This is a genomic window from Shewanella aestuarii, from assembly GCF_014647215.1.
GTDB lineage: Bacteria > Pseudomonadota > Gammaproteobacteria > Enterobacterales > Shewanellaceae > Shewanella > Shewanella aestuarii.
On record NZ_BMOT01000006.1, the window covers coordinates 105,446 to 129,330 of the forward strand.

The 23,885-nt window shown below is 41.6% G+C and carries 18 protein-coding genes; 11 read left to right on the plus strand and 7 right to left on the minus strand.

Annotation, left to right across the window (positions count from 1 at the left end; translation table 11 throughout):
* Positions 1-28: 28 nt before the first annotated feature.
* The 3 genes from IEY03_RS10420 to rppH are packed head-to-tail and all read right to left on the minus strand — an operon-like array spanning position 29 to position 3,644.
* Positions 29-829: a sulfite exporter TauE/SafE family protein gene (locus IEY03_RS10420; RefSeq protein ID WP_188841317.1), complete on the minus strand. Its 801-nt coding sequence runs from the start codon at positions 827-829 to the stop codon at positions 29-31.
* A 28-nt stretch (positions 830-857) separates the two neighbouring features.
* The gene (gene ptsP / locus IEY03_RS10425) at positions 858-3,092 is read right to left on the minus strand and encodes a phosphoenolpyruvate--protein phosphotransferase (RefSeq protein ID WP_188841319.1); all 2,235 of its coding nucleotides are present in this window, start codon (positions 3,090-3,092) and stop codon (positions 858-860) included.
* A 27-nt stretch (positions 3,093-3,119) separates the two neighbouring features.
* Positions 3,120-3,644, minus strand: a complete 525-nt coding sequence (gene rppH / locus IEY03_RS10430; protein ID WP_188841321.1) for an RNA pyrophosphohydrolase — start codon at positions 3,642-3,644, stop codon at positions 3,120-3,122.
* Positions 3,645-4,434: 790 nt separating this feature from the next.
* On the opposite strand from rppH, the gene mutH reads away from it, so the two are divergent.
* Both mutH and IEY03_RS10440 read left to right on the plus strand, forming a co-directional pair.
* Positions 4,435-5,103, plus strand: coding sequence for a DNA mismatch repair endonuclease MutH (gene mutH / locus IEY03_RS10435; protein ID WP_188841323.1), 669 nt, complete (start codon positions 4,435-4,437; stop codon positions 5,101-5,103).
* A 241-nt stretch (positions 5,104-5,344) separates the two neighbouring features.
* Positions 5,345-6,370: an adenylate/guanylate cyclase domain-containing protein gene (locus tag IEY03_RS10440; protein ID WP_188841325.1), complete on the plus strand. Its 1,026-nt coding sequence runs from the start codon at positions 5,345-5,347 to the stop codon at positions 6,368-6,370.
* Between the two features lie 10 nt (positions 6,371-6,380).
* Here the strand turns inward: IEY03_RS10440 and oxyR are convergent, their stop codons facing one another.
* The 3 genes from oxyR to mnmL form a co-directional block, all read right to left on the minus strand.
* Positions 6,381-7,301 carry a hydrogen peroxide-inducible genes transcriptional activator OxyR gene (oxyR, locus tag IEY03_RS10445; protein WP_188841327.1) on the minus strand — a complete coding sequence of 307 codons (921 nt, stop codon included), beginning with the start codon at positions 7,299-7,301 and terminating at the stop codon, positions 6,381-6,383.
* Positions 7,302-7,462: 161 nt separating this feature from the next.
* Positions 7,463-7,828 (minus strand): Hpt domain-containing protein, encoded by a 366-nt coding sequence (locus IEY03_RS10450; protein ID WP_188841329.1) that lies wholly within the window; start codon positions 7,826-7,828, stop codon positions 7,463-7,465.
* A gap of 256 nt (positions 7,829-8,084) precedes the next feature.
* Entirely contained in the window at positions 8,085-9,032 is a 948-nt protein-coding gene (gene mnmL / locus IEY03_RS10455) for a tRNA modification radical SAM protein MnmL/YtqA (protein ID WP_188841331.1), read from the minus strand.
* 521 nt (positions 9,033-9,553) lie between these two features.
* Between mnmL and gltB the strand changes: the two genes are divergently transcribed.
* From gltB to IEY03_RS10495, 8 genes are all read left to right on the plus strand, one after another.
* Positions 9,554-14,002, plus strand: a complete 4,449-nt coding sequence (gene gltB / locus IEY03_RS10460) for a glutamate synthase large subunit (RefSeq protein WP_188841333.1) — start codon at positions 9,554-9,556, stop codon at positions 14,000-14,002.
* A gap of 5 nt (positions 14,003-14,007) precedes the next feature.
* The gene (locus IEY03_RS10465; protein ID WP_188841335.1) at positions 14,008-15,414 is read left to right on the plus strand and encodes a glutamate synthase small subunit GltD family protein; all 1,407 of its coding nucleotides are present in this window, start codon (positions 14,008-14,010) and stop codon (positions 15,412-15,414) included.
* A 263-nt stretch (positions 15,415-15,677) separates the two neighbouring features.
* Complete coding sequence (locus tag IEY03_RS10470; RefSeq protein WP_188841337.1) at positions 15,678-16,961, plus strand: Xaa-Pro dipeptidase; 1,284 nt, start codon at positions 15,678-15,680, stop codon at positions 16,959-16,961.
* Positions 16,962-17,543: 582 nt separating this feature from the next.
* Positions 17,544-18,236, plus strand: a complete 693-nt coding sequence (locus tag IEY03_RS10475) for a 5'-methylthioadenosine/adenosylhomocysteine nucleosidase (RefSeq protein ID WP_188841339.1) — start codon at positions 17,544-17,546, stop codon at positions 18,234-18,236.
* 42 nt (positions 18,237-18,278) lie between these two features.
* Positions 18,279-19,298 (plus strand): cobalamin biosynthesis protein, encoded by a 1,020-nt coding sequence (locus IEY03_RS10480; protein WP_188841341.1) that lies wholly within the window; start codon positions 18,279-18,281, stop codon positions 19,296-19,298.
* Between the two features lie 82 nt (positions 19,299-19,380).
* A complete protein-coding gene (locus tag IEY03_RS10485; protein ID WP_188841589.1) occupies positions 19,381-19,758 on the plus strand; it encodes a DUF2721 domain-containing protein in 378 nt (125 codons plus the stop codon).
* Positions 19,755-20,381 carry a trimeric intracellular cation channel family protein gene (locus tag IEY03_RS10490; RefSeq protein WP_188841343.1) on the plus strand — a complete coding sequence of 209 codons (627 nt, stop codon included), beginning with the start codon at positions 19,755-19,757 and terminating at the stop codon, positions 20,379-20,381. Before IEY03_RS10485 ends, IEY03_RS10490 begins: the two co-directional genes overlap by 4 nt.
* Position 20,382: 1 nt before the next feature.
* A complete protein-coding gene (locus tag IEY03_RS10495; RefSeq protein WP_188841344.1) occupies positions 20,383-20,859 on the plus strand; it encodes a nuclear transport factor 2 family protein in 477 nt (158 codons plus the stop codon).
* A 102-nt stretch (positions 20,860-20,961) separates the two neighbouring features.
* Here IEY03_RS10495 and tyrS read toward each other — a convergent pair whose 3' ends face one another.
* On the minus strand, positions 20,962-22,158 hold the full coding sequence (gene tyrS, locus IEY03_RS10500) for a tyrosine--tRNA ligase (RefSeq protein ID WP_188841346.1): 1,197 nt from the start codon (positions 22,156-22,158) through the stop codon (positions 20,962-20,964).
* A gap of 185 nt (positions 22,159-22,343) precedes the next feature.
* Between tyrS and IEY03_RS10505 the strand changes: the two genes are divergently transcribed.
* Entirely contained in the window at positions 22,344-23,813 is a 1,470-nt protein-coding gene (locus tag IEY03_RS10505; protein ID WP_188841348.1) for a peptidoglycan DD-metalloendopeptidase family protein, read from the plus strand.
* Positions 23,814-23,885: the final 72 nt, after the last annotated feature.

The following is a 23,885-nucleotide window of genomic DNA, read 5'->3' on the forward strand; positions in this document are numbered from 1 at the left end:
ATGACTATTTAGTTAAATAAACTATTACTTAACTGAATATCATTTTTAAACCTACTATAAATAACAGGCCTGCAAAGGCCTTTTTTAGTTTTGAAGTAGGTAATGTGCTCGCCGCTTTAACACCAAGCGGCGCAAAGATCATTGAACTGATAATAATGCCAAATAACGCAGGAAGATAAATATACCCTAAGGTACCAGAAGGTAAATCGGGCGCATCAAAGCCTGCTACCACATATCCTGTCGTGCCAGCTATCGCAATCAAAAAGCCCGTGGCTGACGAAAATCCCACAGCCTGTTTCATTTGTAAACCACAGAAACTCAAAAAAGGCACCAATAAAACGCCACCGCCAATCCCCATCATTCCAGCAATAAGTGCAATCATCACAGATACAATAAACAATACACCGTTAGCAGGAAGCTGGCCTTCGCCCTTAGACTTAAAAGGAAAAGCCATTTGAATCGCCATTAACACCACAAAAACTGCAAAAGCTTGCTGTAATTGATCTGATGGGATCAATTCAGAAACAAACCCAGCAGAAAGTGCCCCAATAATAATGCCCGGCAAAATAGGTTTAAATAAAGCCCAGGGTATATTGCCGCGCTTATGGTGCGCAGTAACAGAAGATAAAGAGGTTAAAATGATCGTGCTAAGCGAAGTTGCGATTGCCACATGGGTTAATTGTGAAGAGGTAATTCCCACCCAAGGCAAAATATACAGTAAAGCTGGAACAATAATAAGACCACCGCCAATACCCAGTAATCCTGCTAAAAAACCGACTAAAGATCCTAATACTAAACAAATAGCAAAAATAAGTAGAAAATTGTCCAAGGAAGTCCCCTAAAATACGTACTTCAGTTTAATGCAATATATCTTCTAATTGATGCTGCGCAGTAAATGTTTGCAGCAGCTGCTTTACTTGCGTTGCATTTGAGACTGATAAACAACTCTCTAGCAACACGTTTAACTGTTTGCATGATACACGCCGAAGCAAATAATTAATCCGTGCTAAGCTAGCTTGGTTCATACTAAGCTTGGTATATCCCATGGCAACCAAAAGTAAAGCACCATAAGGTTCACCGGCCAATTCCCCACAAACACTGACATCTAATTTGTATTGTTGGCACTCATCTAATGCGCGTTTTAATGCCCGTAGGATACCTGGATGATAACTGTCAAATAAGGTGCTTACACTTGGGTTATTTCGATCGACGGCCAATAAATATTGAGTTAAATCGTTACTACCCACGGAAACAAAATCGACCCTTTTAGCCACGTCAGCTAATTGATAAAGCAGTGCTGGAACTTCTAACATAACACCAATTTTTGGACGTGTTAGCACATGATTAATATCAACATTAAGCTCTTCATACGCTTGGTCTAAATATTCTAAGGTTTGATCGATTTCATCTAGATTACTGACCATAGGCAACAGAATTTGTAATTGCTGACTAGATCCTCCCGCTTGCAGCATTGCTCTTAATTGCACTAAAAAGAGTTCAGGATGATCCAACGATAAACGGATCCCACGCCACCCCAGAAAAGGATTGTCTTCTTTGATCGGGAAATAGGGTAATGGCTTATCCCCCCCAACATCAAGGGTACGCATAACAACGGGCCTTGTTCCTGCGGCGCTAAGTACCTGCTGGTAAACTTTAATTTGTTCTGCTTCACTCGGAAAGCGTTGATGCAACATAAACGGTATTTCAGTTCGGTATAAACCAATCCCATCTGCCCCGTCTGCAATATTAGATTCCATACCACTTAATAAGCCAGCATTTAGATATAGATGAATACGTATACCATCTAATGTCTCTGCGGGCAGAGTTAACTCGGCAGAAAAACGCTTTTGCTTTTCAACATCAGCATTAATCAGCACCCGATACTCATCCACCACGGTAGGAGACGGTGAAACCAGCAGCTGGCCGCGCGTGGCATTTAGCACCAATAATTTATTATCAAGATTGGTTTCTAAAGCTTGCTCAACACCAATCAGTGCAGGTACTCCCAGCGCACGAGCAAGAATAGCGGCATGAGCATTCACGCCACCTAATTTAGTGACAATACCGGCTAATTTGTGTCGAGGGAACTCTGCCAACATAGTGGCATCGACTTCTTTGGCAACTAATATGACTGGGGTATCGGGTTCAAGTTCTAATCGATCTGGTTCAATAAGCTGACGTAATACTTTTTGGCCGAGTTCACGAATATCACTGGCACGTTCTTTTAAATAGGGATCGTCCATCGCCAAGAACTGTTCGATATAACGAATAGAAACACGGCTAACGGCTGATTCTGCTCGCCATCCGCCAGCCACTTCACGGATGTACTCTCCACCTAAGCTATTATCATCGAGTAATAACTTAAAGGCGGAGAAAATTGAAGCGACATCTTCTGCTTGATCATGCTCAAATCGTTGCGATATAGCATTTAACTTGTCTCTGCTACGATTAATCGCCAGCTTAGTCCGATGAATTTCATGTTCGATATCATCGCAGGCTAAATCAACCTGCTCCAAGGATATGGCACCACCGAGTACAAACCCTTTGGCAATAGCAATACCGCTTGAAGCCGTCGTGCCGCTAAATACTACTTTATCTTGTACATTAGTGATGGCCGCTCTATTTTTTAAACTGCGAATGACCACTGCTAACTGTGCCGCTAAGGTCATTAAAAACGCTTCTTCTCCCTCACTAAACTGCCTGGCATCGGGTTGTTGAACCACAATGACACCCACAACCATTTTTTGATAAATGATCGGTACAGCAAGAAAAGCACGATATTCTTCTTCTGCGACTTCTGGGAATAGTTTAAAACGGGGGTGTACCCTAGCATCGGCTAGATTTACGGCTTCTTCACGCTCAGCCGCTAAACCAACAAGGCCTTGAGACAGCGGCATTTTAACATTACCAATAGCGGAGCGCTGTAGCCCTTCTGTAGCCGAAAGTACAAGCTGCTGCTGTTCCAGAAGATAAATAGAACAACACTCAGTTGCCATAGCTTGCTTGGTTTGTACCACCAATAAATCAAGCGCTACGTCTAACGAGTTAGCCGCAGCGACAGCCTGTGTTATGTCCCTAAGTGTATTTAACACTTTCTTCTAGTCCTTTAATAATGGCAGTTAATTTCTGTTGCGGCCTCTTCGTCTATTTTGATGAACCTCTCGAGCTTGCAACGCTAACGTTGTCACAGCAAACTCTTTCATCACTTTACGATAAACATCTCGTTTAAAAGACACCACTTGCCTGACAGGATACCAATAGCTCACCCAGCGCCAATCATCAAATTCAGGATGACCAGATGAATTCAAATTAATGGTGTTGTCATGCCCTTTCAATTGTAGCAAAAACCATTTCTGTTTTTGTCCGATACACACGGGTTTACTGTCTTGTCGAATTAGCCGCTTGGGTAAGCGATAGCGTAACCAAGCACGAGAAGTTGTCAGAATTTGAACATGTTCAGGTAAAAGGCCAACCTCTTCATATAACTCGCGATACATAGCTTGTTCGGCGGTTTCGCCTTCATCAAGCCCACCCTGTGGGAATTGCCAAGAATGTTGACCAAAACGCCTTGCCCACATAACTTGACCGAACTGATTACAGATAATGATGCCCACATTTGCGCGAAAGCCGTCGCTATCAATCACATGGACTCCAATTTCACAAAAATTTCATTAATGTGATTGTTTCACAAAGCTTGGCTATCGGCAAACCCCTATTTACAACATAACTTGGGATAAAATAGAATTTTCTATCATTTTATCAACAGCAAAATTTATAGGAATATGACTTTATCCACAAAATCTGTGGATATGTCTGTTTGAAACTTCCGTAAACTTGACTATTTGACTAAAAAAGCAGTCATACACAAGTCTACCGTCAAAAACAAACAACTCAACAAGCCATTGTTAAATATGCACATTTAAACAAATTACTGGTTCATAAAAAGTTAAAAACCATCAAAGCTTAATTTTTAATCAACCACTAAGTTATTCACTACTCACTGCAATTCTGATAAAACTTATTCACAAATAACAACTGAAAATTTATAAAAAAAGCAATTTTTTCGATAAAAAAGTCATTGACGATAGCTTTTACATCAGTTAAGACAATAACTTTGATATGTTATTCAACAAAACTGTGGATAACTATGTGTGAAATACTAGGGATAAAAGCGTGTAACTTTTTTAAAATGCCTTTTGATAAAAAACAGAAAGCATTTAACTCCCTTATTTTCATAAACTTAAAAGATCACTGACAGGCTGAATAACTTGAGCATATTACCGAGGTCACTTTTTAACCACACAGACTAAGTGCATCTTATCAAGTGATTTTATTACCAAATCATTATTTTTATATCTATGCCGACAAACGGTTGCACTTGATGCTGATGTTGTTACCCTAATACCCTTATTTGTATTTTTTAACTCACTGAAAATGCCCAAGCCATCACCTAAAAATATCAATGAATTGATGCAGCGAGCCCACGCTATGGCGGGAGTGTCTTTAGCTGATATTGCCTTTGAACACCATATTCCTGTTCCAAAAGATCTTCGCAGAGATAAAGGTTGGGTCGGTCAACTCATCGAGCTAGAGCTAGGTGCATTAGCTGGCTCAAAACCTGAACCCGATTTCATTCATTTAGGTGTTGAATTAAAAACGATCCCCATAGATCAAATGGGAAAGCCACTAGAAACAACCTATGTTACGGTTGCACCATTAACAGATATTAGTGGACTAACATGGGAGCAAAGTGTTGTATTTCACAAGCTTCAATGTGTGCTGTGGGTGCCGATTGAAGGAGAACGTCACATTCCTGTGGGCGAAAGACGTATAGGCACACCTCTGCTTTGGTCGCCATCATTAAAAGAGATGGCTTTGCTTAAGCAAGATTGGGAAGAAATTATGGAAAAGATTGCTTTAGGTAAAGTCGATACAATAACCGCCCGTCACGGTGAAGTGTTGCAATTGCGTCCTAAAGCGGCAAATAGTCATACATTAACAGAAAGTATTGGGCCAAATGGTCACTTGCAATTATCTAATCCCCGCGGTTTTTATTTAAAAATACCCTTTACCCAAAAAATTCTCCACGATGCTTTTTCATGACATCTTGATTCATCACATCGTTAAAGTGTGAATTTCATGGCTGTTAAGCTATTAGCCTTGGTCAAAACTAACGTTTTCTAGGCTTCTATTGATCTAAATCACAATTACCACTAACACAAGTAGGGTTTTTTCGTTAAAATGCCGCCTCCTTTACCGCCCAATCCGGATTAAAATTCTACTAGTGAAAGCCAAGAAGCAAGTGAAAAAACTCGCGTTCGCCATATTAGCTTGGTGCTTTGCTATGGCCGCATTTGTTTTTTTTCGATACGCACAAATGCCAGAACTTCCCCAATGGGCTGTAGGTCAAGCCGATCTTGCCACCTTGGCTATTTTTATGGGCTTTGTCTTTGGTTGCCTTCATTGGATGTCAAATCTCATTGCCGATTTCAGCGCTATTAGTCGTTTACCCTACCTTTTTTCAGTCATATTTAAAGGACTGTTTTTATTACTCGGCGCAACTACATTAGCCTACGTTACTCAGTTTCTGAATATGTGGGCGATTGAAAACCATATGGTGACATTACGCCAAATGTTAACCGCGCATGTGCTATATAGTCCTTCATTTCAAGCATTAGTTGTTTACCTTGTGGTTGTCAGAGTGAGCCTTGCGTTCATTGAACAAATGGGTTTATTAGTAGGACCAAGGGTATTGTTAAATATTGGACTGGGAAAATACCATAAACCCAGGTATGAGCAGCGCCTATTCTTATTCTTAGATATGGCGTCTTCAACCTCACACGCTGAATCATTAGGTGACTACCGCTTTTCACGATTAATTCAAGACAGTTTTAGTTTACTAGCAGATACTGTTATCAGAAACGATGCCGAGATTTATCGTTATATGGGTGATGCGGTATTGATCCATTGGCCGTTAGAAGAAGGCATCCAACAAGATCGTTGTATGAATATCTATTATGAATTTTGTAATGAGCTGCAATGGCAAAGAAAATACTTTGAAGAACAATACGGTTTTGTACCTAAATTTAAAGCCGCTGCTCACTGTGGCCAAGTTGTTGCCGCGGTTGTTGGCGTTCACAAGCAAGAAATAAGCTTCTTTAGTGACGTTTTAAATACCTTAGCGCGCCTGCAGGATCAATGTAACCCATTGGGTCAGCGGATGTTGCTATCTGGAGATTTGGCACACCGTTTAGAACAACAAGGTAGTCAATATCAACTACAAGACCTTGGCTTAATCCCGCTTAAAGGAAAACAACATCCTATTGAGGTTTATGCAGTTTCCCCGAAAAAGAACGACATCAAGCCATAGGCACTAACACTTATTTTTTGGAGAGCACTTGTGGCATCAGCTGTTGCTGAATAGCTAATCCCAATGTTCTAAAAGTGCTGATCCTACTGGTAGTTTGACGCCAAACTAAACCAATATCTCTATAAGGGGCTTCACCTGGTGGGTCCATTACTTTCAGATCAGTATCATTTAAAATACCTGCATCAATCGCCATTTGCGGTAAAAAGGTGGTTCCCAGTTTACTGTTTACCATTTGTACTAAGGTGTGCAAGCTTGTGGCGGCAAATGGGTTAATTTTAGCACTGTCACCTAACTGACAAGCTGTAATCGCATGACCAGTGATACAATGCTCCGCTTGCAACAAAAATATACTTTCATCGGGCATGGATTGATAATCTATCGGCTGCACCACATCGTAAGGCATCTCTTGATGCATCACCATTTTGAAAGGGTCGATACCCACTTTCATACTATGAAATCCACTGGTGTCTACTGGTAAAGCTAAAATCAGTAAATCTAATTCCCCTTTTGCTAGTGCATCAAGCAAGCGCTCAGTGGTGTCTTCTTTGAGTAATAATGACAATTGCGGGTAATCTTTTTGACAGAGTTTAACCACTCTACTGAGTAAAAATGGGGCAATAGTTGGTATGCAACCTAGACGAATTTCACCCGTCATTGGCGCCCCCTGGTTTTTAACTAACTCTACTAAATCATCAACGTTGGTTAAAATATTCCGTGCACGCTCGACCACCTCTTCGCCAATAGCTGTAAACATAAATGATTTATGATCACGTTCAATAAGCTGGTAACCCAATTGCTCTTCTAAATTTTGTATACCGCTAGATAAGGTCGACTGACTGACAAAACAAATTTTTGCTGCGCGATTAAAATTTTGCTCTTGATATAAGTTAACCAAATAATATAGGTTCTTAAGACTAGGAAGGTTTTTCATGTAATCGATTATATAAGACCAAGGTAATTCAAATAATGAATTAACAATGCAAGAATGACAAGGTCAGTATGATGAGCAATTCCACAAAATCCGTAAAAATGATAAAAAAATGCTCCTTATATTAAGGAGCATCATGGGTTTGCTTCACGCACAATAGATAATTAAGCTTTCGCTTCTAAAAATAACTTCAATTGCTGTAAGTCACGCTCAGCATGTTCAACAATGCCTGCTAACCAAACACCATGCTCTGCATCCCATTTTGCTTCTTCACCATGTTGAAGTAACTGGGCAAACTGTTGAATACGCTTTAAGCCAACAGAACCAGCAGCACCTTTAAATTTGTGCGCTTCAGAACACAATGTCTCTTTATCGCCCGCATCATGTGCTTTGACTAAACTACCAACATATTCGGGCATCAATTGTTCAAATAACACGACACTTTTTAATAAAGTACCTGCTCCGATTGCACTGATATATTGCTCAAGTGTATTCAGATCCAAAATAGCATCTAATTGCGTTACGGACATGTTGGGCACCTCTATTAAATTAAAATTCAAATCGAAATCTATTAAATTAATGTCATAATACCCCGTCTTTTGCCCTATGCAAGCTTTCAACAACGTATGCGGGATAAACTTTGCATCCATAAACAAACCGTTAACATTTACACAAACAACTATTCATCATGGCTAAATAAACATCTTAACAATTACGCTAACAATCGTATACGTCATCCGATACAAGTATAAAATATAACTATTAATCATCAACCTATTGCGCACACTAATAGTTACTTCCATCAATGAGTGCACTTCCCTGCCCACCTTTAGCTGCCAGTAAATCAATAATAGCCACCAGCCCATCCCACCTAAAACCACACCATTGTGGAGCAACTAATATCGATTTTTTAGCATAAGCGGTGACCCTGTGATAAATAATGCTTGGTGGCGTATGCCGGATCAATGTTGTCGCAGCAGCTGCGTATTCTTCAATACTTAGCAATGCAAAAGGCTTATAACGCCATTGCTTTGCCAAAATGCTGCCTTCAACAATATGCAATGGATGCAACTTAATCCCATCAACACCAACAGCCAATACTTGTTCAAGGCTATACATGTAATCCGTTAAGCTTTCGTTAGGTAATCCCAAGATAAGGTGACAACACACTTTAATTCCACGCATGCGCGCACGGGTTACCGCATCTTGATAAGCTGCAAAATCATGGCCTCTATTAATGTTTTTCAAAGTACGATTATTGGCAGTTTGTAAGCCTAGCTCTAACCAGATATCAACACCCGATTGTTGGTAATCCGCCAATAAATCTAAAACATCATCAGGCACGCAATCAGGTCTAGTGCCAATATGCAATGCGACTATTTGTGAATCTTGGATGGCTTCATCATATTTACGCTTTAACTGCTGATACTCTTCATATGTTGATGTATAAGCCTGAAAGTAAGCAATGTATTGACTGTCACTATGGCTGATACTCGCGCTTTGATTCTTCCTCAAATTATCTTTAGCTGTTTCAAGTTGCACGGCTATGGAATGGCGTTCACCCTGTTGTTGATTAAACGACGCCACATTACAAAAGCTACAGCCTCCAACGCCTAATGTGCCATCTCGATTAGGACAGGTAAATTTAGCATCTATGGTGAGCTTTTTAAGTCTTTTACCATAACGCCTTTTACAATTAGCGCCATAAGTATTGACGAAATCATCTAAGCCCATTGTTAACCTCTATCCTTTGCAAAAACGGCGCTTAATTTAGGGTAAAATCAAACGGTAAACTTAGATTTAAATCAAAGAATGCGAGTTTAACCAAGGCCCAGTATATAAACGGTAAAGTGCTGAAAATTGTTTTAAACAATATCAACACATTTTAAATTACTAAAAGTGAATATTTAGTCACAAATTTCTTTTTTACTTGCTTGCACTGTGTTTGGAATAAAATTCACTATTTTTATTTCAAAAACAATTCACGCCCGTTGTTACCAAAAAGTTACAAGTCAAGCGCAATTATATTAAAATTCTTTTTATTCATAATGTTATACGTGCGAAAACACAGTTTACGTTAACGTAAACCTGACAAAATATTACAGTTAGTTAGTAATAATATTTCAGAATGATGCAACAAATGCGTTTGACCTTTGTACTAACTCAGTTTAATTTGAGAGGTTCGGGTGCATATCTATGGAATTTCTTCACATTTACCCCGAGTCGTATCAGTAAAGGTTTTAGGGGGTTTTTGTATGAGCTTATATCATCCCAGTTTCGAACGGGACAATTGCGGGTTTGGATTGATTGCACAAATGGATGGCGATGCCAGCCATAGAATCGTGCGCACTGCAATTCATGGGCTCGATCGCATGAAACACCGTGGTGGTATTGCAGCCGATGGACGCACAGGTGATGGCTGTGGTCTATTGATGCAAATGCCGACCCAATTTTTTGAAGCCATAGCTGCAGAGAATGACTGGCACTTAAGCCGAAAATTCGCTGTAGGCATGCTGTTTCTAAGTCAAGATCAGCAAAAAGCTGACGAAGCCAAGTTTATTTTAGAAAAAGAATTACAACGAGAAACACTAAGTGTTGCAGGTTGGCGCAAGGTTCCGGTTAATCCAGACGTGTTAGGTGAGATTGGCCGCAATAGCTTGCCACAAATTTATCAGGTATTAATTAATGCGCCTGTAGGTTGGCGTGAAAAAGACTTAGAACGTCGCCTCTATATGGCACGCCGTCGTCTTGAGCAGCAAATTGTCGATGATAATGATTTCTATGTTGCCAGCTTATCAGGTCAGGTCATTGTCTATAAAGGCCTAATGATGCCTGCTGACTTACCATCATTTTATTTAGACCTAGCTGACATTCGTTTAAAAAGTGCTATCTGTTTATTCCACCAGCGCTTTTCAACCAATACTTCACCTAAATGGCCTTTAGCTCAGCCATTTCGATACTTAGCCCATAATGGCGAGATCAATACTATTACGGGGAACCGTCAATGGGCACGCGCACGCGCTTATAAATTTAACTCACCATTGCTACCAGATTTACAACAAGCCGCTCCGTTTGTGAATGAAACTGGCTCTGATTCTTCATCTCTGGATAACATGCTAGAAATGTTGTTATCGGGTGGCATGGATTTATATCGAGCAATGCGCTTGCTTATTCCACCTGCGTGGCAATCAAATCCAGAAATGGATGACGAGTTAAAGGCCTTCTACGACTTTAACTCTATGCACATGGAACCATGGGATGGCCCTGCGGGTATCGTAATGACCAATGGGCGTTATGCCGCTTGTGCCGTTGATCGTAATGGTTTACGTCCATCGCGATACGTTATCACCAAAGATCGCATTTTAACCTTAGCTTCTGAAGTGGGTATTTGGGATTACGCTGCCGATGAAGTGATTGAGAAAGGCCGTGTAGGTCCTGGTGAGCTATTGGTACTTGATACCTTAAATGGTCGTTTGCACCAATCATTTGAAATTGATAATGACTTAAAACGTCGCCACCCATACAAAGAATGGATGGCAAAAAACAGTCAAACCTTAATTCCTGCAGAACAAACTGATCCGAGCAAACAAGGCTCAAGCCGTTTTGATGCTAAAACCTTATTGCAGTATCAAAAGCAATTTGGATTTACTCGTGAAGAGTTAGAGCAAGTGATTTGGGTCTTGGCCAGCCAAGGTGAAGAAGCGATTGGATCTATGGGTGATGATACGCCAATGGCAGTATTGTCAAAGAAATCACGTTCTCTGTATGACTATTTCCGTCAAAAATTTGCTCAGGTAACTAATCCTCCCATTGACCCATTACGTGAAAAACACGTCATGTCACTGGCTACCTGTGTTGGACGTGAACAAAACTTATTTAGCGAAACCACAGGCAACGCGTATCGCGTTATGTTTAATTCACCCATTTTATTATTTAGTGATTTTAACCAGTTACTGGGCCTAGATAGCACTAACTATCGAGCTAATACCGTTGATTTAAACTACGATGGTCACGAAACACTCGAGCAAGCTATTCATCGAATTACCGATGAAGCAGAACGTTTAGCAAGAAGTGGCACAACACTGCTTATTCTATCTGATCGTGCTGTCGACAAAAATGCGCAGGTTATTCCTGCGGCTATGGCTGTCGGTGCAGTTCAAAGACGCTTAGTTGATAAAAGTTTACGTTGTGATACCAACATTATTGTTGAAACCGCTTCAGCGCGTGATCCACACCATTTTGCAGTATTACTCGGCTTTGGTGCGACGGCAATTTACCCTTACCTTGCCTATGAATCGATTGCGGCCATGGCCAAACAACATGCAGTTGAAGACATTACCACCCTAATGCTTAATTTCCGTTACGGCATTGAAAAAGGCTTGCGTAAAATCATGTCTAAAATGGGTATCAGTACTGTTGGCTCATATCGTTGTAGCCAACAGTTTGAAGCTGTTGGTTTAGCCAGTGATGTTATTGAGTTGTGCTTTAAAGGCGTGATCAGTCGCATAGAGGGTGCCAGCTTCAGCCATATTGCTGACGATCAAAAGCTACTTCATACCGCAGCTTATCGTGCACATGTGCCACTGCCTCAAGGTGGATTACTTAAATATGTTGAAGGTGGTGAATACCACAGCTTTAACCCAGATGTGGTTAATACGCTTCAAGCATCATTAAAAAATAAAGATTATCCAGCATACAAACAGTTTGCCAAACTAGTCGATGAGCGACCCATTGCAACCCTAAGAGACTTAATTGGTATCAAAGGCACGCAAGCAGCAATCGACTTAGACAAAGTGGAAGATGCCAGCCATTTATACACTCGCTTCGATAGCGCTGCGATGAGTATTGGAGCATTAAGCCCTGAAGCACATGAGGCATTAGCCGTTGCGATGAACCGCTTAGGTGGTCGTTCTAACTCAGGTGAAGGTGGAGAAGATGCGCGTCGTTTTAACACTGAACGCAACTCAGCCATTAAGCAAATTGCTTCAGGTCGCTTTGGTGTCACCGCCCACTACCTTGTGAATGCAGATGTTTTGCAAATCAAAGTCGCCCAAGGCGCTAAACCCGGTGAAGGTGGTCAATTACCAGGTCACAAAGTCAGTGTTGAAATCGCTGGATTACGTCATGCACGTCCTGGCGTAACGTTAATTTCACCGCCTCCGCACCACGACATTTATTCAATTGAAGATTTAGCTCAGCTGATTTTCGACTTAAAGCAAATTAACCCAACGGCACTGGTTTCGGTGAAGCTGGTGTCTGAACCGGGTGTTGGGACAATTGCCACAGGTGTTGCCAAAGCTTATGCCGATATGATCACCATCTCAGGCTATGATGGTGGCACAGGCGCTAGCCCAATAACATCAGTCAAATACGCGGGCTCACCATGGGAGCTAGGCCTAGCTGAAGTTCAACAATCCTTGGTTGAGAATGGCTTACGCCATAAAATCCGTTTACAGGTTGATGGCGGCTTAAAAACAGGTACCGATGTGATTAAAGCGGCGCTGTTAGGTGCTGAAAGCTTCGGTTTTGGTACCGTGCCGATGATCGCATTAGGCTGTAAATACCTGCGTATTTGTCATTTAAATAACTGTGCTACCGGCGTTGCAACGCAAGATAAAAACCTACGTGATAATCATTACCATGGCTTACCTGAACGGGTAATGACTTACTTTGAATTTGTGGCACTGGAAGTCCGTGAATGGATGGCGGCATTGGGCGTAAGCCAATTTGAAGATTTAGTTGGCCGTAGCGAATGGTTACATGCACTTGAAGGCCAAACAGCTAAGCAACAAGGCTTAGATCTTGCCCCAATTTTGTACAAGCCAGTGGTACCAAGCTCATCATCGCTCACTTGGAAAGAAATTAATCCGCCATCTGATGTCGGCCAGTTAAACCAGACCTTACTAGCTGATTGCAAACATGCAGTGGATACTGGTGAGACACATGCATACCAATATGCCATCAATAACACTGACCGCTCAGTGGGGGCGACACTATCGGGCTACATAGCCACAGTACATGGTGTTGCGGGTACCAAAGAACCTATTTCGCTAGGTTTCAGTGGCAGCGCCGGCCAAAGCTTTGGGGTATGGAATAGTCCAGGGTTAAACCTCAAATTATGCGGTGATGCCAATGACTACGTCGGTAAAGGTATGTCAGGCGGTAAGATTGTTATTCACCCTCCTATTGGCAGCCCATTCCAATCCGAGCGAAGTGCTATTTTAGGTAATACCTGTTTATACGGCGCTACTGGCGGTAAATTATTTGCTGCTGGTCAAGCTGGTGAACGTTTTGCGGTGCGTAACTCTGGCGCAATTGCTGTGGTCGAAGGTTTAGGTGATAACGGCTGTGAATACATGACCAGCGGGATCATTGTCGTGCTCGGTAAAACAGGCGTTAACTTCGGTGCCGGTATGACGGGAGGATTTGCGTATGTATTTGATCAATTCGGCCGCTTTAATCGCCGTGTTAACACCGAATTAGTCGATACCTTAAAAGTCGAATCAACCATTCATCGCCAACACTTAAAAGGCTTAATTGAAGCTCATGTTGCTGAAACAGGCAGTGAACATGCCAATATGATTTTAAGTGATTTTGACAATTGGATTGACTGTTTCGTGCTAGTTAAACCTAAAAATATTGCCGTTGCTGATCTGTTAAAAATTGAACAGAAAAGCCCTGAATTAGTTGTTAAGGCGGGATAATAAACATGAGTAATGATTTTCAATTTATCGAAGTTGGCCGTGTTGATCCAACCAAGCACGCCGCAGAAAAACGTGCGACTCAGTTTATTGAGATTTATCAGCCGTTTACGCAGCCGCAAGTGAGCAGTCAAGCCGATCGCTGTTTGGATTGTGGCAACCCATATTGTGAATGGAAATGCCCATTGCATAACTATATTCCGAACTGGCTTAATTTGGCCAAACAGGGACGTATTATGGAAGCGGCAGACTTAGTTCATGAAACTAATACTCTGCCAGAAATTTGTGGTCGAGTATGCCCTCAAGACAGGTTGTGTGAAGGCGCTTGTACCCTAAATGAAGATTTTGGTGCCGTGACTATTGGTAATGTTGAGAAATACATCACTGACACGGCTATCTCTCAAGGTTGGCGTCCAGATTTAAGCAATGTGACACCACGTAAGGAACGTGTTGCTATTATCGGCGCAGGCCCTGCAGGCTTAGGTTGTGCCGACATTCTTGCCCGTAACGGTGTGCAAGCTGTGGTATATGACAAGTACCCTCAAATTGGTGGCCTACTCACTTACGGTATTCCATCATTTAAGTTAGATAAAAACGTCATGGCAACTCGCCGCTCAGTGATGGAAGGCATGGGGATTCAGTTCAAATTAAATACCACTGTAGGTAAAGATATTAGCTTCCAAAGTTTGTTAGACGAATACGATGCTGTTTTCTTAGGCATGGGTACCTATACCGCCATGCCAGCCAAATTACCTAATGAAGATGCCACAGGTGTTTTACAAGCCTTACCATATTTAATCGGTAACACGCACAAAGTGATGGGGACATTCGATGAAGCCACACCTTACATCAGCCTAAAAGGTAAAAATGTTGTGGTGCTAGGCGGCGGTGACACCGCAATGGATTGTGTTCGCACCGCAGTACGTCAAGGCGCAAAAAGCGTTACCTGTGCTTATCGACGTGACGAGGCAAACATGCCGGGTTCGGTTCGCGAGGTACAAAACGCACGCGAGGAAGGAGTTAAATTCTTATTCAACCGCCAGCCTGTTGCCGTTAAAGCTGATAATGGTGTTGTGGTGGGGATTGAGTGCGTTGAAACCCAAATGGGTGAAGCCGATGCTACAGGACGTCGCCGCGCTGAAGTTATTGCCGGTAGTGAGCAAGTACTTGAAGCGGATGCTGTTATCGTCGCATTTGGTTTCCAGGCCAGCCCTGCCACTTGGTTTGCAGATTTTGGCATTGAAACCAATGAGTGGGGACTTGTTAAAGCAACCAAGACAGATGCTAATCCTTTCCAAACGACGAACCCTAAAGTGTTTGCCGGTGGTGATATGGTACGAGGATCAGATCTTGTTGTGACCGCTATTGCTGAAGGTCGTGATGCTGCATTAGGTATTTTAAACTTTATCGACTAAAGCGGTTAAACCCGTTTGCTTGTGAATTCGCACACCTTAGGGTGTGCATTTTTTTGTCTACCGTTTCACTCAATCGCTGACAACTTGTGTTACAAAGTCTATTGGCAATAAATTACATTTCTATAACAACAAGCTCGCTTCATCAAGTATGATAATTCATCGTTGGTAATAAGCGTTGCTATTGATAGCCCCCATAGATAACAGCTGACGCTTTTATTTTCATTTTCATTTTTCCCTGTATAACAATCAAGGAGCCACGTCAGATGGCAATACTAAAAACTACCTTAAACAAGGCTTTACTACTTGGATTGGGTTTATCCGCTTCAACCGCGGCTTTGGCCCAGGACACTCTTATTATTGCCGATGCTTATGTTGATGTTGCTAAAGGTAAAACCATCAAAGATGCCGCCGTTATTGTGAGCTTAAATCAAATCACTAAAATCACTAAACAAGCAGATATTAAAAATACAAATGATTTTCTACTGATTGACTTAAGCGGTAAAACCTTAGTACCTGGCGTAATGGACATGCATGTACACCTATCGGGTGATGCAGATGATAACTTTCTTGAAGCTCAAAATGACTCAATTCCCCGCCAAACCGTTAAAGCGGTAAAAAATGCCAATAAAACATTAATGGCTGGCTTCACCACAGTGCGCGATCTCGGGGCATCGGGTTATTCTGTGATTGCAACCCGAGATGGTATCAATGCTGGGGATATTGTAGGGCCACGTATTTGGGCCGTAGGCCATGCTATTAGTGTTACCGGAGGACATTGTGACGATAACTTTTCAGCGCCAGAAAAACACGCAACGGCACAAGGTGTCGCCGATGGCCCATGGGCTGTGCGCGCTAAAGTGCGTGAAAACATAAAATATGGGGCGAATGCGATAAAAATATGTGCCACAGGGGGCGTGTTTTCCAAAGGCACTCAGGTTGGCATCCAGCAACTTAGCGATGAAGAAATTAAAGCCGCTGTGGATGAAGCACACATGCAGGGCATGGTCATTGCGGCACATGCCCATGGCACTGGCGGCATCAAAGCATCAATCAAGGCCGGAATTGACAGTATCGAGCATTGCAGCTTTATGGATGCCGAAGCGATTAACATGGCGATAGATGCGGGCACTTATTTATCCTGTGATATTTACAACACCGAATACACTCTAGCCTTTGGTGCGGCCAACGGAGTCCCTGAAGCTAACATCAATAAAGAAAAGCAAGTATCTAAAGCTCAGCGAGACAGCTTCAGACAAGCGGTCAAAGCGGGTGCGAAGATGGTATTCGGCTCAGATGCCGCTATTTATCCCCATGGCGATAACGGTAAACAATTTTCGCGTATGGTGACCTTTGGTATGACTCCCGCTCAAGCACTACAAGCGGCAACCATCAATAGTGCTGCACTGTTAAAGCAGTCAAACCTAGGTCAAATTAAAGAGGGATTTCTAGCAGATATCATTGCAGTTGATGGTGACCCTATTGAAAACATCAGCTTGATGGAGAATGTCAGTTTTGTCATGAAGGACGGCATCGTATATAAAAAATAATTTGTCTATCCTTATGAAGTGCGGCTGATGCCGCACTTTTTAGTTAAGATTGATTTCTAACGGCACAACGTTTTAGCTGTGTTAATTGACACTCGTTGAGTTTGCGTTAGCGACTTTGGTTTTAGTCCTGTTTGTTGTAACTATGATAGATATAGCTTCAATAGGTTTATGCGCGCTTGGTATTAGCTAGGATTGATTATTCTGGTGTTAAATTGTGATTCTAATTTAAGAACTTGCCAGTTTAACTTGGCAACTGAGGTTGATAACAATAACCAGCATATCGAATAATCAAACATTGCAATAAGCACCTTTACAACCCACTATTTTAACCATTTCCCCTTTATCCAAATTATCTCTCAGCTCAAAGCTTTACAAAGAATCAACCGATAATGAATATCTTTTGTGGATAAACAAGATAATTAATTGCCAAAAAATATGAGACTAAGCCGATTAAAAAATCAATAAAATCGGCTTAAGCACAACTATAGTGCAAGAGAATGAAGAGAGTTTTCACAAAGCCTATTCTGGCGTGATATATTATTCAGCAATTCTATTTGTTTAAAACTCGTTTAAGGTTACCCAATGAAAATCGGTATTATCGGCGCTATGGAGCCCGAAGTCGTTCATCTTGTTCAAGCTATTCATTCTCCAGTTCATACCACCATTGCCGGTATTGAGTTTATAAGCGGCAAAATTGCTGACAAAGACGTGGTGGTTACCCGTTCTGGTATTGGTAAAGTTGCAGCAAGTATCGCAACTACCTTATTGATCGAAAAATTTGCTGTCAGTCATGTGGTGAACACAGGCTCTGCGGGTGGATTTGTTGATGAACTCGCCATTGGTGATATTGTTATTTCATCAGAAGTGCGTCATCACGATGTGGATGTTACTGCATTTGGCTATGAAATTGGCCAGATGGCACAGCAACCTGCTGCATTTACCCCTGATGCAGCGCTCGTTCAAGCTGCCCAACAAGCGGTAGCATCATTAGGCGAAGTGAAAGCGATAGAAGGTTTAATTTGTACTGGAGACAGTTTCATTTGCGACCCACAGCGCACTAAAGTGATGCGCACAAACTTCCCAACGATGGCAGCATGTGAAATGGAAGGCGCAGCTATCGCACAGGTGTGTCATCAATTTAACACGCCATTTGTGGTTATTCGCTCCCTGTCTGATAACGCAAATAACGACTCACCTGTTGATTTTGATTCGTATATTATCAAAGCCGGACATCATTCTGCGATGATGGTAATCGCGTTACTGCAACAGCTGTAACATCACACCCTGTATGAGCTTGCGACGGATATGCAAATAAATATGGAAAGTCTACTGCTGCAAAACGAGCTCATCCAACAATGCCTAGTCCTATTGGCTGCAATTGCTATGGCGCAAGTCGCGCCTCTTCCGAAGCGATGGCAGCCATTTAATGGCTTTAGATTGCTAGCAACTGAACTGGCATCAAAAGTAAACCATAGCAATCGTCCTGTATCGCAACAAATGACCGCGGGTATTTTAGCAACCTTGTTACTGGTGATCCCAATAACAGTGATCGCTAGTTTTTTATTGGAATTTGCAGCATTCCCTTGGTTTTTTGATTTTATTGTTTTGTACTGCTGCATCAGTGATTATCAATTTACCCATCAAGCAAAGCGCATTCAAATTGCACTTGAGCAAAATAACAATCAACAAGCAAAGGCATTGTTAGCACCCTGGGTGAGCCAAAGCACACCAAGGTTATCGAGTGTAGGTTTATGTAAAACAACAATAGAAAAAACCCTTACTTCACCAATTTATGGCAGTATATCGAGTATTGTTTTTTTTGCTGTCGGCGGTGCCTCAACCGTTATTGCGGTTCATCTATTAAAGCAATTAGAGCTATCGTGGCCACCCTACCAAAAAAAATATATCAACTTTGCTAGCTTTATAAGCCAATTTAATCGAGTATTATTTTTTCTGCCGCAATGGATTTGGCATTGCTCCCTTGCCATCCAATTTGGTCAACTCGGATTAAAAAGTATGTGGGTTAACGACACACAAAGCCAAGGGCTCAATAACGATTACCGCACCCTGCACCTTGGGGCGAATTTACTTAAAATTGAACTGGGTGGACCACAACAGTTTTTAACCCCAACAACGGCTCAAACCTTAGCTTATCAACAAGATTTAGCAGCACAAGTTAATGTTGAAAAAGTAACCCTAGCAAAAGTCATTGCTGGCCCGTTACCTCAATATCAACATATTCAGGTAGCTATAAAAGCCAGTCAAAATGGTAAATTTTTCTTCTTGAGTTTAGCGCTTTTGCTGCCTTTACTCTGGGCAACGTTACAAACGGTGTAAATCAGTAATCAAAAGCGGTATGATCCGCGGCTGTTTTTTTCATGAATGCTTTTTCAATAGGAAAGCCCAATTGTTCAATAATTTGCATGTATCACTGACAACACCAGCATTACTTTTTCCAGCAATTTCATTGTTATTACTGGCGTATACCAATCGATTCTTTTCGTTAGCGGCATTAATTCGCCAACTGAGCCAGGCAGGAAAGCCAGTAAACGATAACCAAATAAAAAACCTAAAACAGCGGATTAATCTTATTCGCAAGATGCAAGAGGCTGGTGTCAGCAGCTTTGCCCTATGCGTGTTATGCATGATTTTCCTTTACACAGGTTTCAATCAAACAGGCTCAATCATTTTTGGTATCAGTCTATTACTATTATTATATTCGTTGATTTTGTCGGTAATCGAAATTCGTATCTCAGTTGATGCCCTCAACATTCATCTGAAAGAGTTAAGTAAATGAGTCAATGGATCTACTTTTTTGACCTTTGCGGCACGGCGGTATTCGCCTTATCGGGTGCATTAGCAGCAGGTAAACATCGAATGGACCCCTTTGGTGTTATCGTTTTGGCTTCTGTCACCGCAATTGGCGGCGGCAGTATCCGAGATGCATTATTAGGCACAACACCAGTATTTTGGATTACCAATCACAATTACATCATAGTGATATTAGCCACCGTTTTAGCCTGTTTAGTGTTAGTGCGTAAACCGCACAAATTACCTCAAATGACACTGCCGGTCGCCGATGCCTTTGGTCTGGCATTATTTACCGTGATTGGCGCAGAAAAAGCATTGTTACTGGGTCACTCAGGTATGATTGCTGTCGTGATGGGACTAATTACTGGCGTTGGCGGTGGGATTATTCGTGATCTACTCTGTCGCCAAGTGCCTATGGTGCTGCGCACTGAAATATACGCGACGGCTTCAATCATAGGTGGTATATGTTATACCTTGAGCTTACTGTCAGGAATGGATAGTATGACATCGATGTTTTTGGCCATGTTAAGTACCTTAATCATTAGATTAAGCGCTATTCGTTGGCACCTGTCATTACCCGCATTTGATTTAAAAACAAAGAGACATTGATGTGCGTTTAATTAGTCTACTATTTTGCATCATTTTCAGTTTTCCTGCACAAGCAAATCTCGGTGATATGCCTGTTGAGCAGCAATTAGCGATGCAATATATTAAAGCCTACACTGAGCATGACTTTAAAACCTTGAGACAATTCTATACCCGTGAAAGCTTATTTTTTGATAAAACGGCTGGAGTTGAATACAAGGGAGAACGGCATATTATTGATTTCTTAACCCGCGCCCATGAAGGCGTGTTGGAGTATCGACTCAATATCGAGCATATGTTTAACAATGGCTCAGTTGTGGTGATCATCGGCAGTTACCGATTGCGTGGTCCTGGCGATCAATACGGTAAGCCAGATAGAATCATAGATATTGCTGTTCCGGGTGTCACTACCTTAAAGTTTGATATGAACACTCAGCGTTTGATAGAACACATGGATTTAATGGATTACCAAACTATGGCTGACCAATTAGAATCTCAGTGATGCATCATGTGTCATTTCGCTCAAATACTGCGACACACTAGTGAATAAGTTGATATAAAAAAAGGCTCCTTAGAGCCTTTTTTATTGGTTAATTTTTGCTGATTAGCTTAATACCACTTTAGCAAATTTACGCTTACCAACTTGCACTACCGCCTCAAAACCCGCGTTAAAGACTTGACGACTGTCTTCGGCTTTTTCGCCATCAATCTTCACTGCACCTTGCTTAATCATTCGCATGCCATCAGAGGTAGAACCGACTAAACCTGCATCTTTAAGCAAGTTAGCAATTGCTAACCCTTCGCCAGCTTCAAGAGTAACCGTTTCAATATCATCAGGTATCGCACCTTTTTGGAAACGATTGATAAACTCTTGATGAGCAGCTTCTGCCGCAGCATCGTCATGGAAGCGAGCAATAATTTCTTTCGCAAGGGTGATTTTGATATCACGAGGGTTAGTTCCATTGTCAATATCTTGCTTAAACCCAGCAATTTCTTCTAATGGACGGAAAGACAATAATTCAAAATAACGCCACATTAAGTCATCTGAAATTGACATGATTTTGCCAAACATTTCATTGGCTGGTTCGCTCACACCTATGTAGTTATGGGCCGATTTAGACATTTTTTTCACGCCATCTAAACCTTCAAGCAATGGCATCATAATAACCGTTTGCGGTTTTTGACCTTCTGCTTTTTGTAACTCACGACCCATTAATAAATTAAATTTCTGGTCGGTACCGCCCAGTTCCACATCAGCTTGTAATGCAACAGAATCATAACCTTGCAGTAAAGGATACATAAACTCATGAATTGCAATTGACTGACCTGATGCATAACGCTTTTTAAAGTCATCACGTTCCATCATCCGCGCAACAGTTTGCTGAGATGCTAAACGTATCATACCCGCTGCGCCTAATGGCTCTAACCAGCTTGAGTTAAATTCGATACGCGTTTTAGCTGGGTCTAAAATTTTATACACTTGCTCTTTATAGGTTTCAGCGTTAGCGAGTACTTGCTCACGCGTTAACGGCGGACGAGTACTATTTTTACCACTTGGATCACCGACCATACCGGTAAAATCGCCAATCAAGAAAATCACTTCGTGGCCTAACTCTTGGAAAGTGCGCATTTTATTCAAAATGACCGTGTGGCCTAAATGGATATCGGGTGCGGTAGGATCAGCACCTAGCTTAATCTTAAGTGGGCGACCTTCTTTAAGTTTTTCAATGAGATCAGTCTCAAGTAAAATTTCGTCTGTACCACGTTTGATCTCTGCCAACACTTGATCTAAATCAGCCATCGCTACTGCAACTCCTAGAGCGTAATCATGAGGACCCGTTAATCTTTGCTAAATAACAATCTTGAAAGATCAACAGACTCAAATAAATAAAAATAAAGAGGACTATGTTACTTGTTAGCCACAGCAAATGAAAGAGTGTACACTTACTGGATAACAACAAGAGTGGGAAATTGGTACTAGAGTCAATGGCGAAGCTGATTACATTATTTAAGTTGCTGCCTAAAGCACATCAAATAGCCTTAGCAATTTTGGCTATATTCACATCTTTTATTTTGATGTTTCCATCAGAAGACGCCCAAGCTTCTAAACAAACATCAATGGATACCTCAGTAAAACTCGAAAGCAACACCCGCTATCAAGTACCTTTGCCTTTTAGAAGCCCAAGCGCACCAGAAAAAAACGCTCGCAAAGATGATAATGAGCAAGAAACGGCATTACCCACAGCCGATGATGAAGCCTTTAGCGCCCACCTTTCTACTTTATCTTCTGGCTCTAAAACGGATCAGATAATTGATCGTATTGATGGTGAGTTAAAGGCGCAGAAAAAAGCTTTAAAAGATGCCGCTGAGCTTGAAAATCAAGTGGAGTATTACGAAGTTGCTAAAGGTGACACCTTAGGTGGATTATTCAATCGTGCGGGACTGACAGCAAAAGATGTGTATGACATTACTCGCCTGCCTCTAGCGAAAAAGAATTTAGTTAAAATCATTCCAGGTGAAGAAATTGCCATTAGTAAAAATGCGCAAGGTGAATTAACCGAATTAAGCTACCGAATGGATAAAATATCCACGTTAGTGATTACTAAAGCGAATGATAAGTATAAAGAAACCGTCAACAAAAAATCGCTCGAAACCCGACAGTCGTTTATCACGGCTAAAATTAAAAGTAACTTTTGGAGTGCTGCTGCCGATGCAGGTTTATCTGCTAACCACATCATGCAATTGGCCAATATTTTCGGTTGGGATATCGACTTTGCTTTAGATATTCGTAAAAACGATCACTTTTCGCTGATTTTTGAACAAGAATATGCAGATGGACAATTTATTCGCACAGGTAATATTTTAGCCGCTGAATTTGTTAACCAAGGCGAGCGTTATACCGCAATTCGTTACAAAGATGGCCAGTATTACTCTGAAACAGGCAATAGTATGCGTAAGGCATTTTTGCGATCTCCTGTTGATTTCAAATATGTAAGCTCTAATTTTAATCCACGTCGACTGCATCCAGTTACAGGTCAAATTAAAGCTCACCGCGGGGTTGATTATGTTGCGGCCATAGGCACACCAATCAAAGCTGCGGGGCGAGGTAAAGTGGTCGAATCTAGCTACAACCAATACAATGGTAATTACGTGTTTATTAAACACAACGATACCTACACCACTAAATACTTGCATTTAACAAAGCGCAGCGTAAAACGTGGTGACACAGTTAAGCAAGGTCAGATCATTGGAACACTTGGGCGCACAGGCCGAGTAACCGGCGCACATTTACATTACGAGTTTATTGTCAACGGTGTACATCGTAATCCGCGCACCGTTAACCTACCGAAATCGATGCCAATTGATCGCAGTGAAAAAGCAAAATTTGATGGGTTAAGTAAACAACTGATGGCGCAGCTTAAGTCGAATCAAGCGCAACAGACCGCCAGTAATTAAACTCTTATCTATATTGTATGGGTGGAAGTGTCATCACCCATACCCCCTTTTTAGTTTCCCTTGTCACAAGGA

Coding starts and splice junctions, on each gene's coding strand:
- mutH (WP_188841323.1), top strand. CDS start 4,435: ATGCCCAAGCCATCACCTAAAAATATCAATGAATTGATGCAGCGAGCC.
- IEY03_RS10440 (WP_188841325.1), top strand. CDS start 5,345: ATGGCCGCATTTGTTTTTTTTCGATACGCACAAATGCCAGAACTTCCC.
- oxyR (WP_188841327.1), bottom strand. CDS start 7,301: ATGAAAAACCTTCCTAGTCTTAAGAACCTATATTATTTGGTTAACTTA.
- IEY03_RS10450 (WP_188841329.1), bottom strand. CDS start 7,828: ATGTCCGTAACGCAATTAGATGCTATTTTGGATCTGAATACACTTGAG.
- mnmL (WP_188841331.1), bottom strand. CDS start 9,032: ATGGGCTTAGATGATTTCGTCAATACTTATGGCGCTAATTGTAAAAGG.
- gltB (WP_188841333.1), top strand. CDS start 9,554: ATGAGCTTATATCATCCCAGTTTCGAACGGGACAATTGCGGGTTTGGA.
- IEY03_RS10465 (WP_188841335.1), top strand. CDS start 14,008: ATGAGTAATGATTTTCAATTTATCGAAGTTGGCCGTGTTGATCCAACC.
- IEY03_RS10470 (WP_188841337.1), top strand. CDS start 15,678: ATGGCAATACTAAAAACTACCTTAAACAAGGCTTTACTACTTGGATTG.
- IEY03_RS10475 (WP_188841339.1), top strand. CDS start 17,544: ATGAAAATCGGTATTATCGGCGCTATGGAGCCCGAAGTCGTTCATCTT.
- IEY03_RS10480 (WP_188841341.1), top strand. CDS start 18,279: ATGGAAAGTCTACTGCTGCAAAACGAGCTCATCCAACAATGCCTAGTC.
- IEY03_RS10490 (WP_188841343.1), top strand. CDS start 19,755: ATGAGTCAATGGATCTACTTTTTTGACCTTTGCGGCACGGCGGTATTC.
- tyrS (WP_188841346.1), bottom strand. CDS start 22,158: ATGGCTGATTTAGATCAAGTGTTGGCAGAGATCAAACGTGGTACAGAC.
- IEY03_RS10505 (WP_188841348.1), top strand. CDS start 22,344: ATGGCGAAGCTGATTACATTATTTAAGTTGCTGCCTAAAGCACATCAA.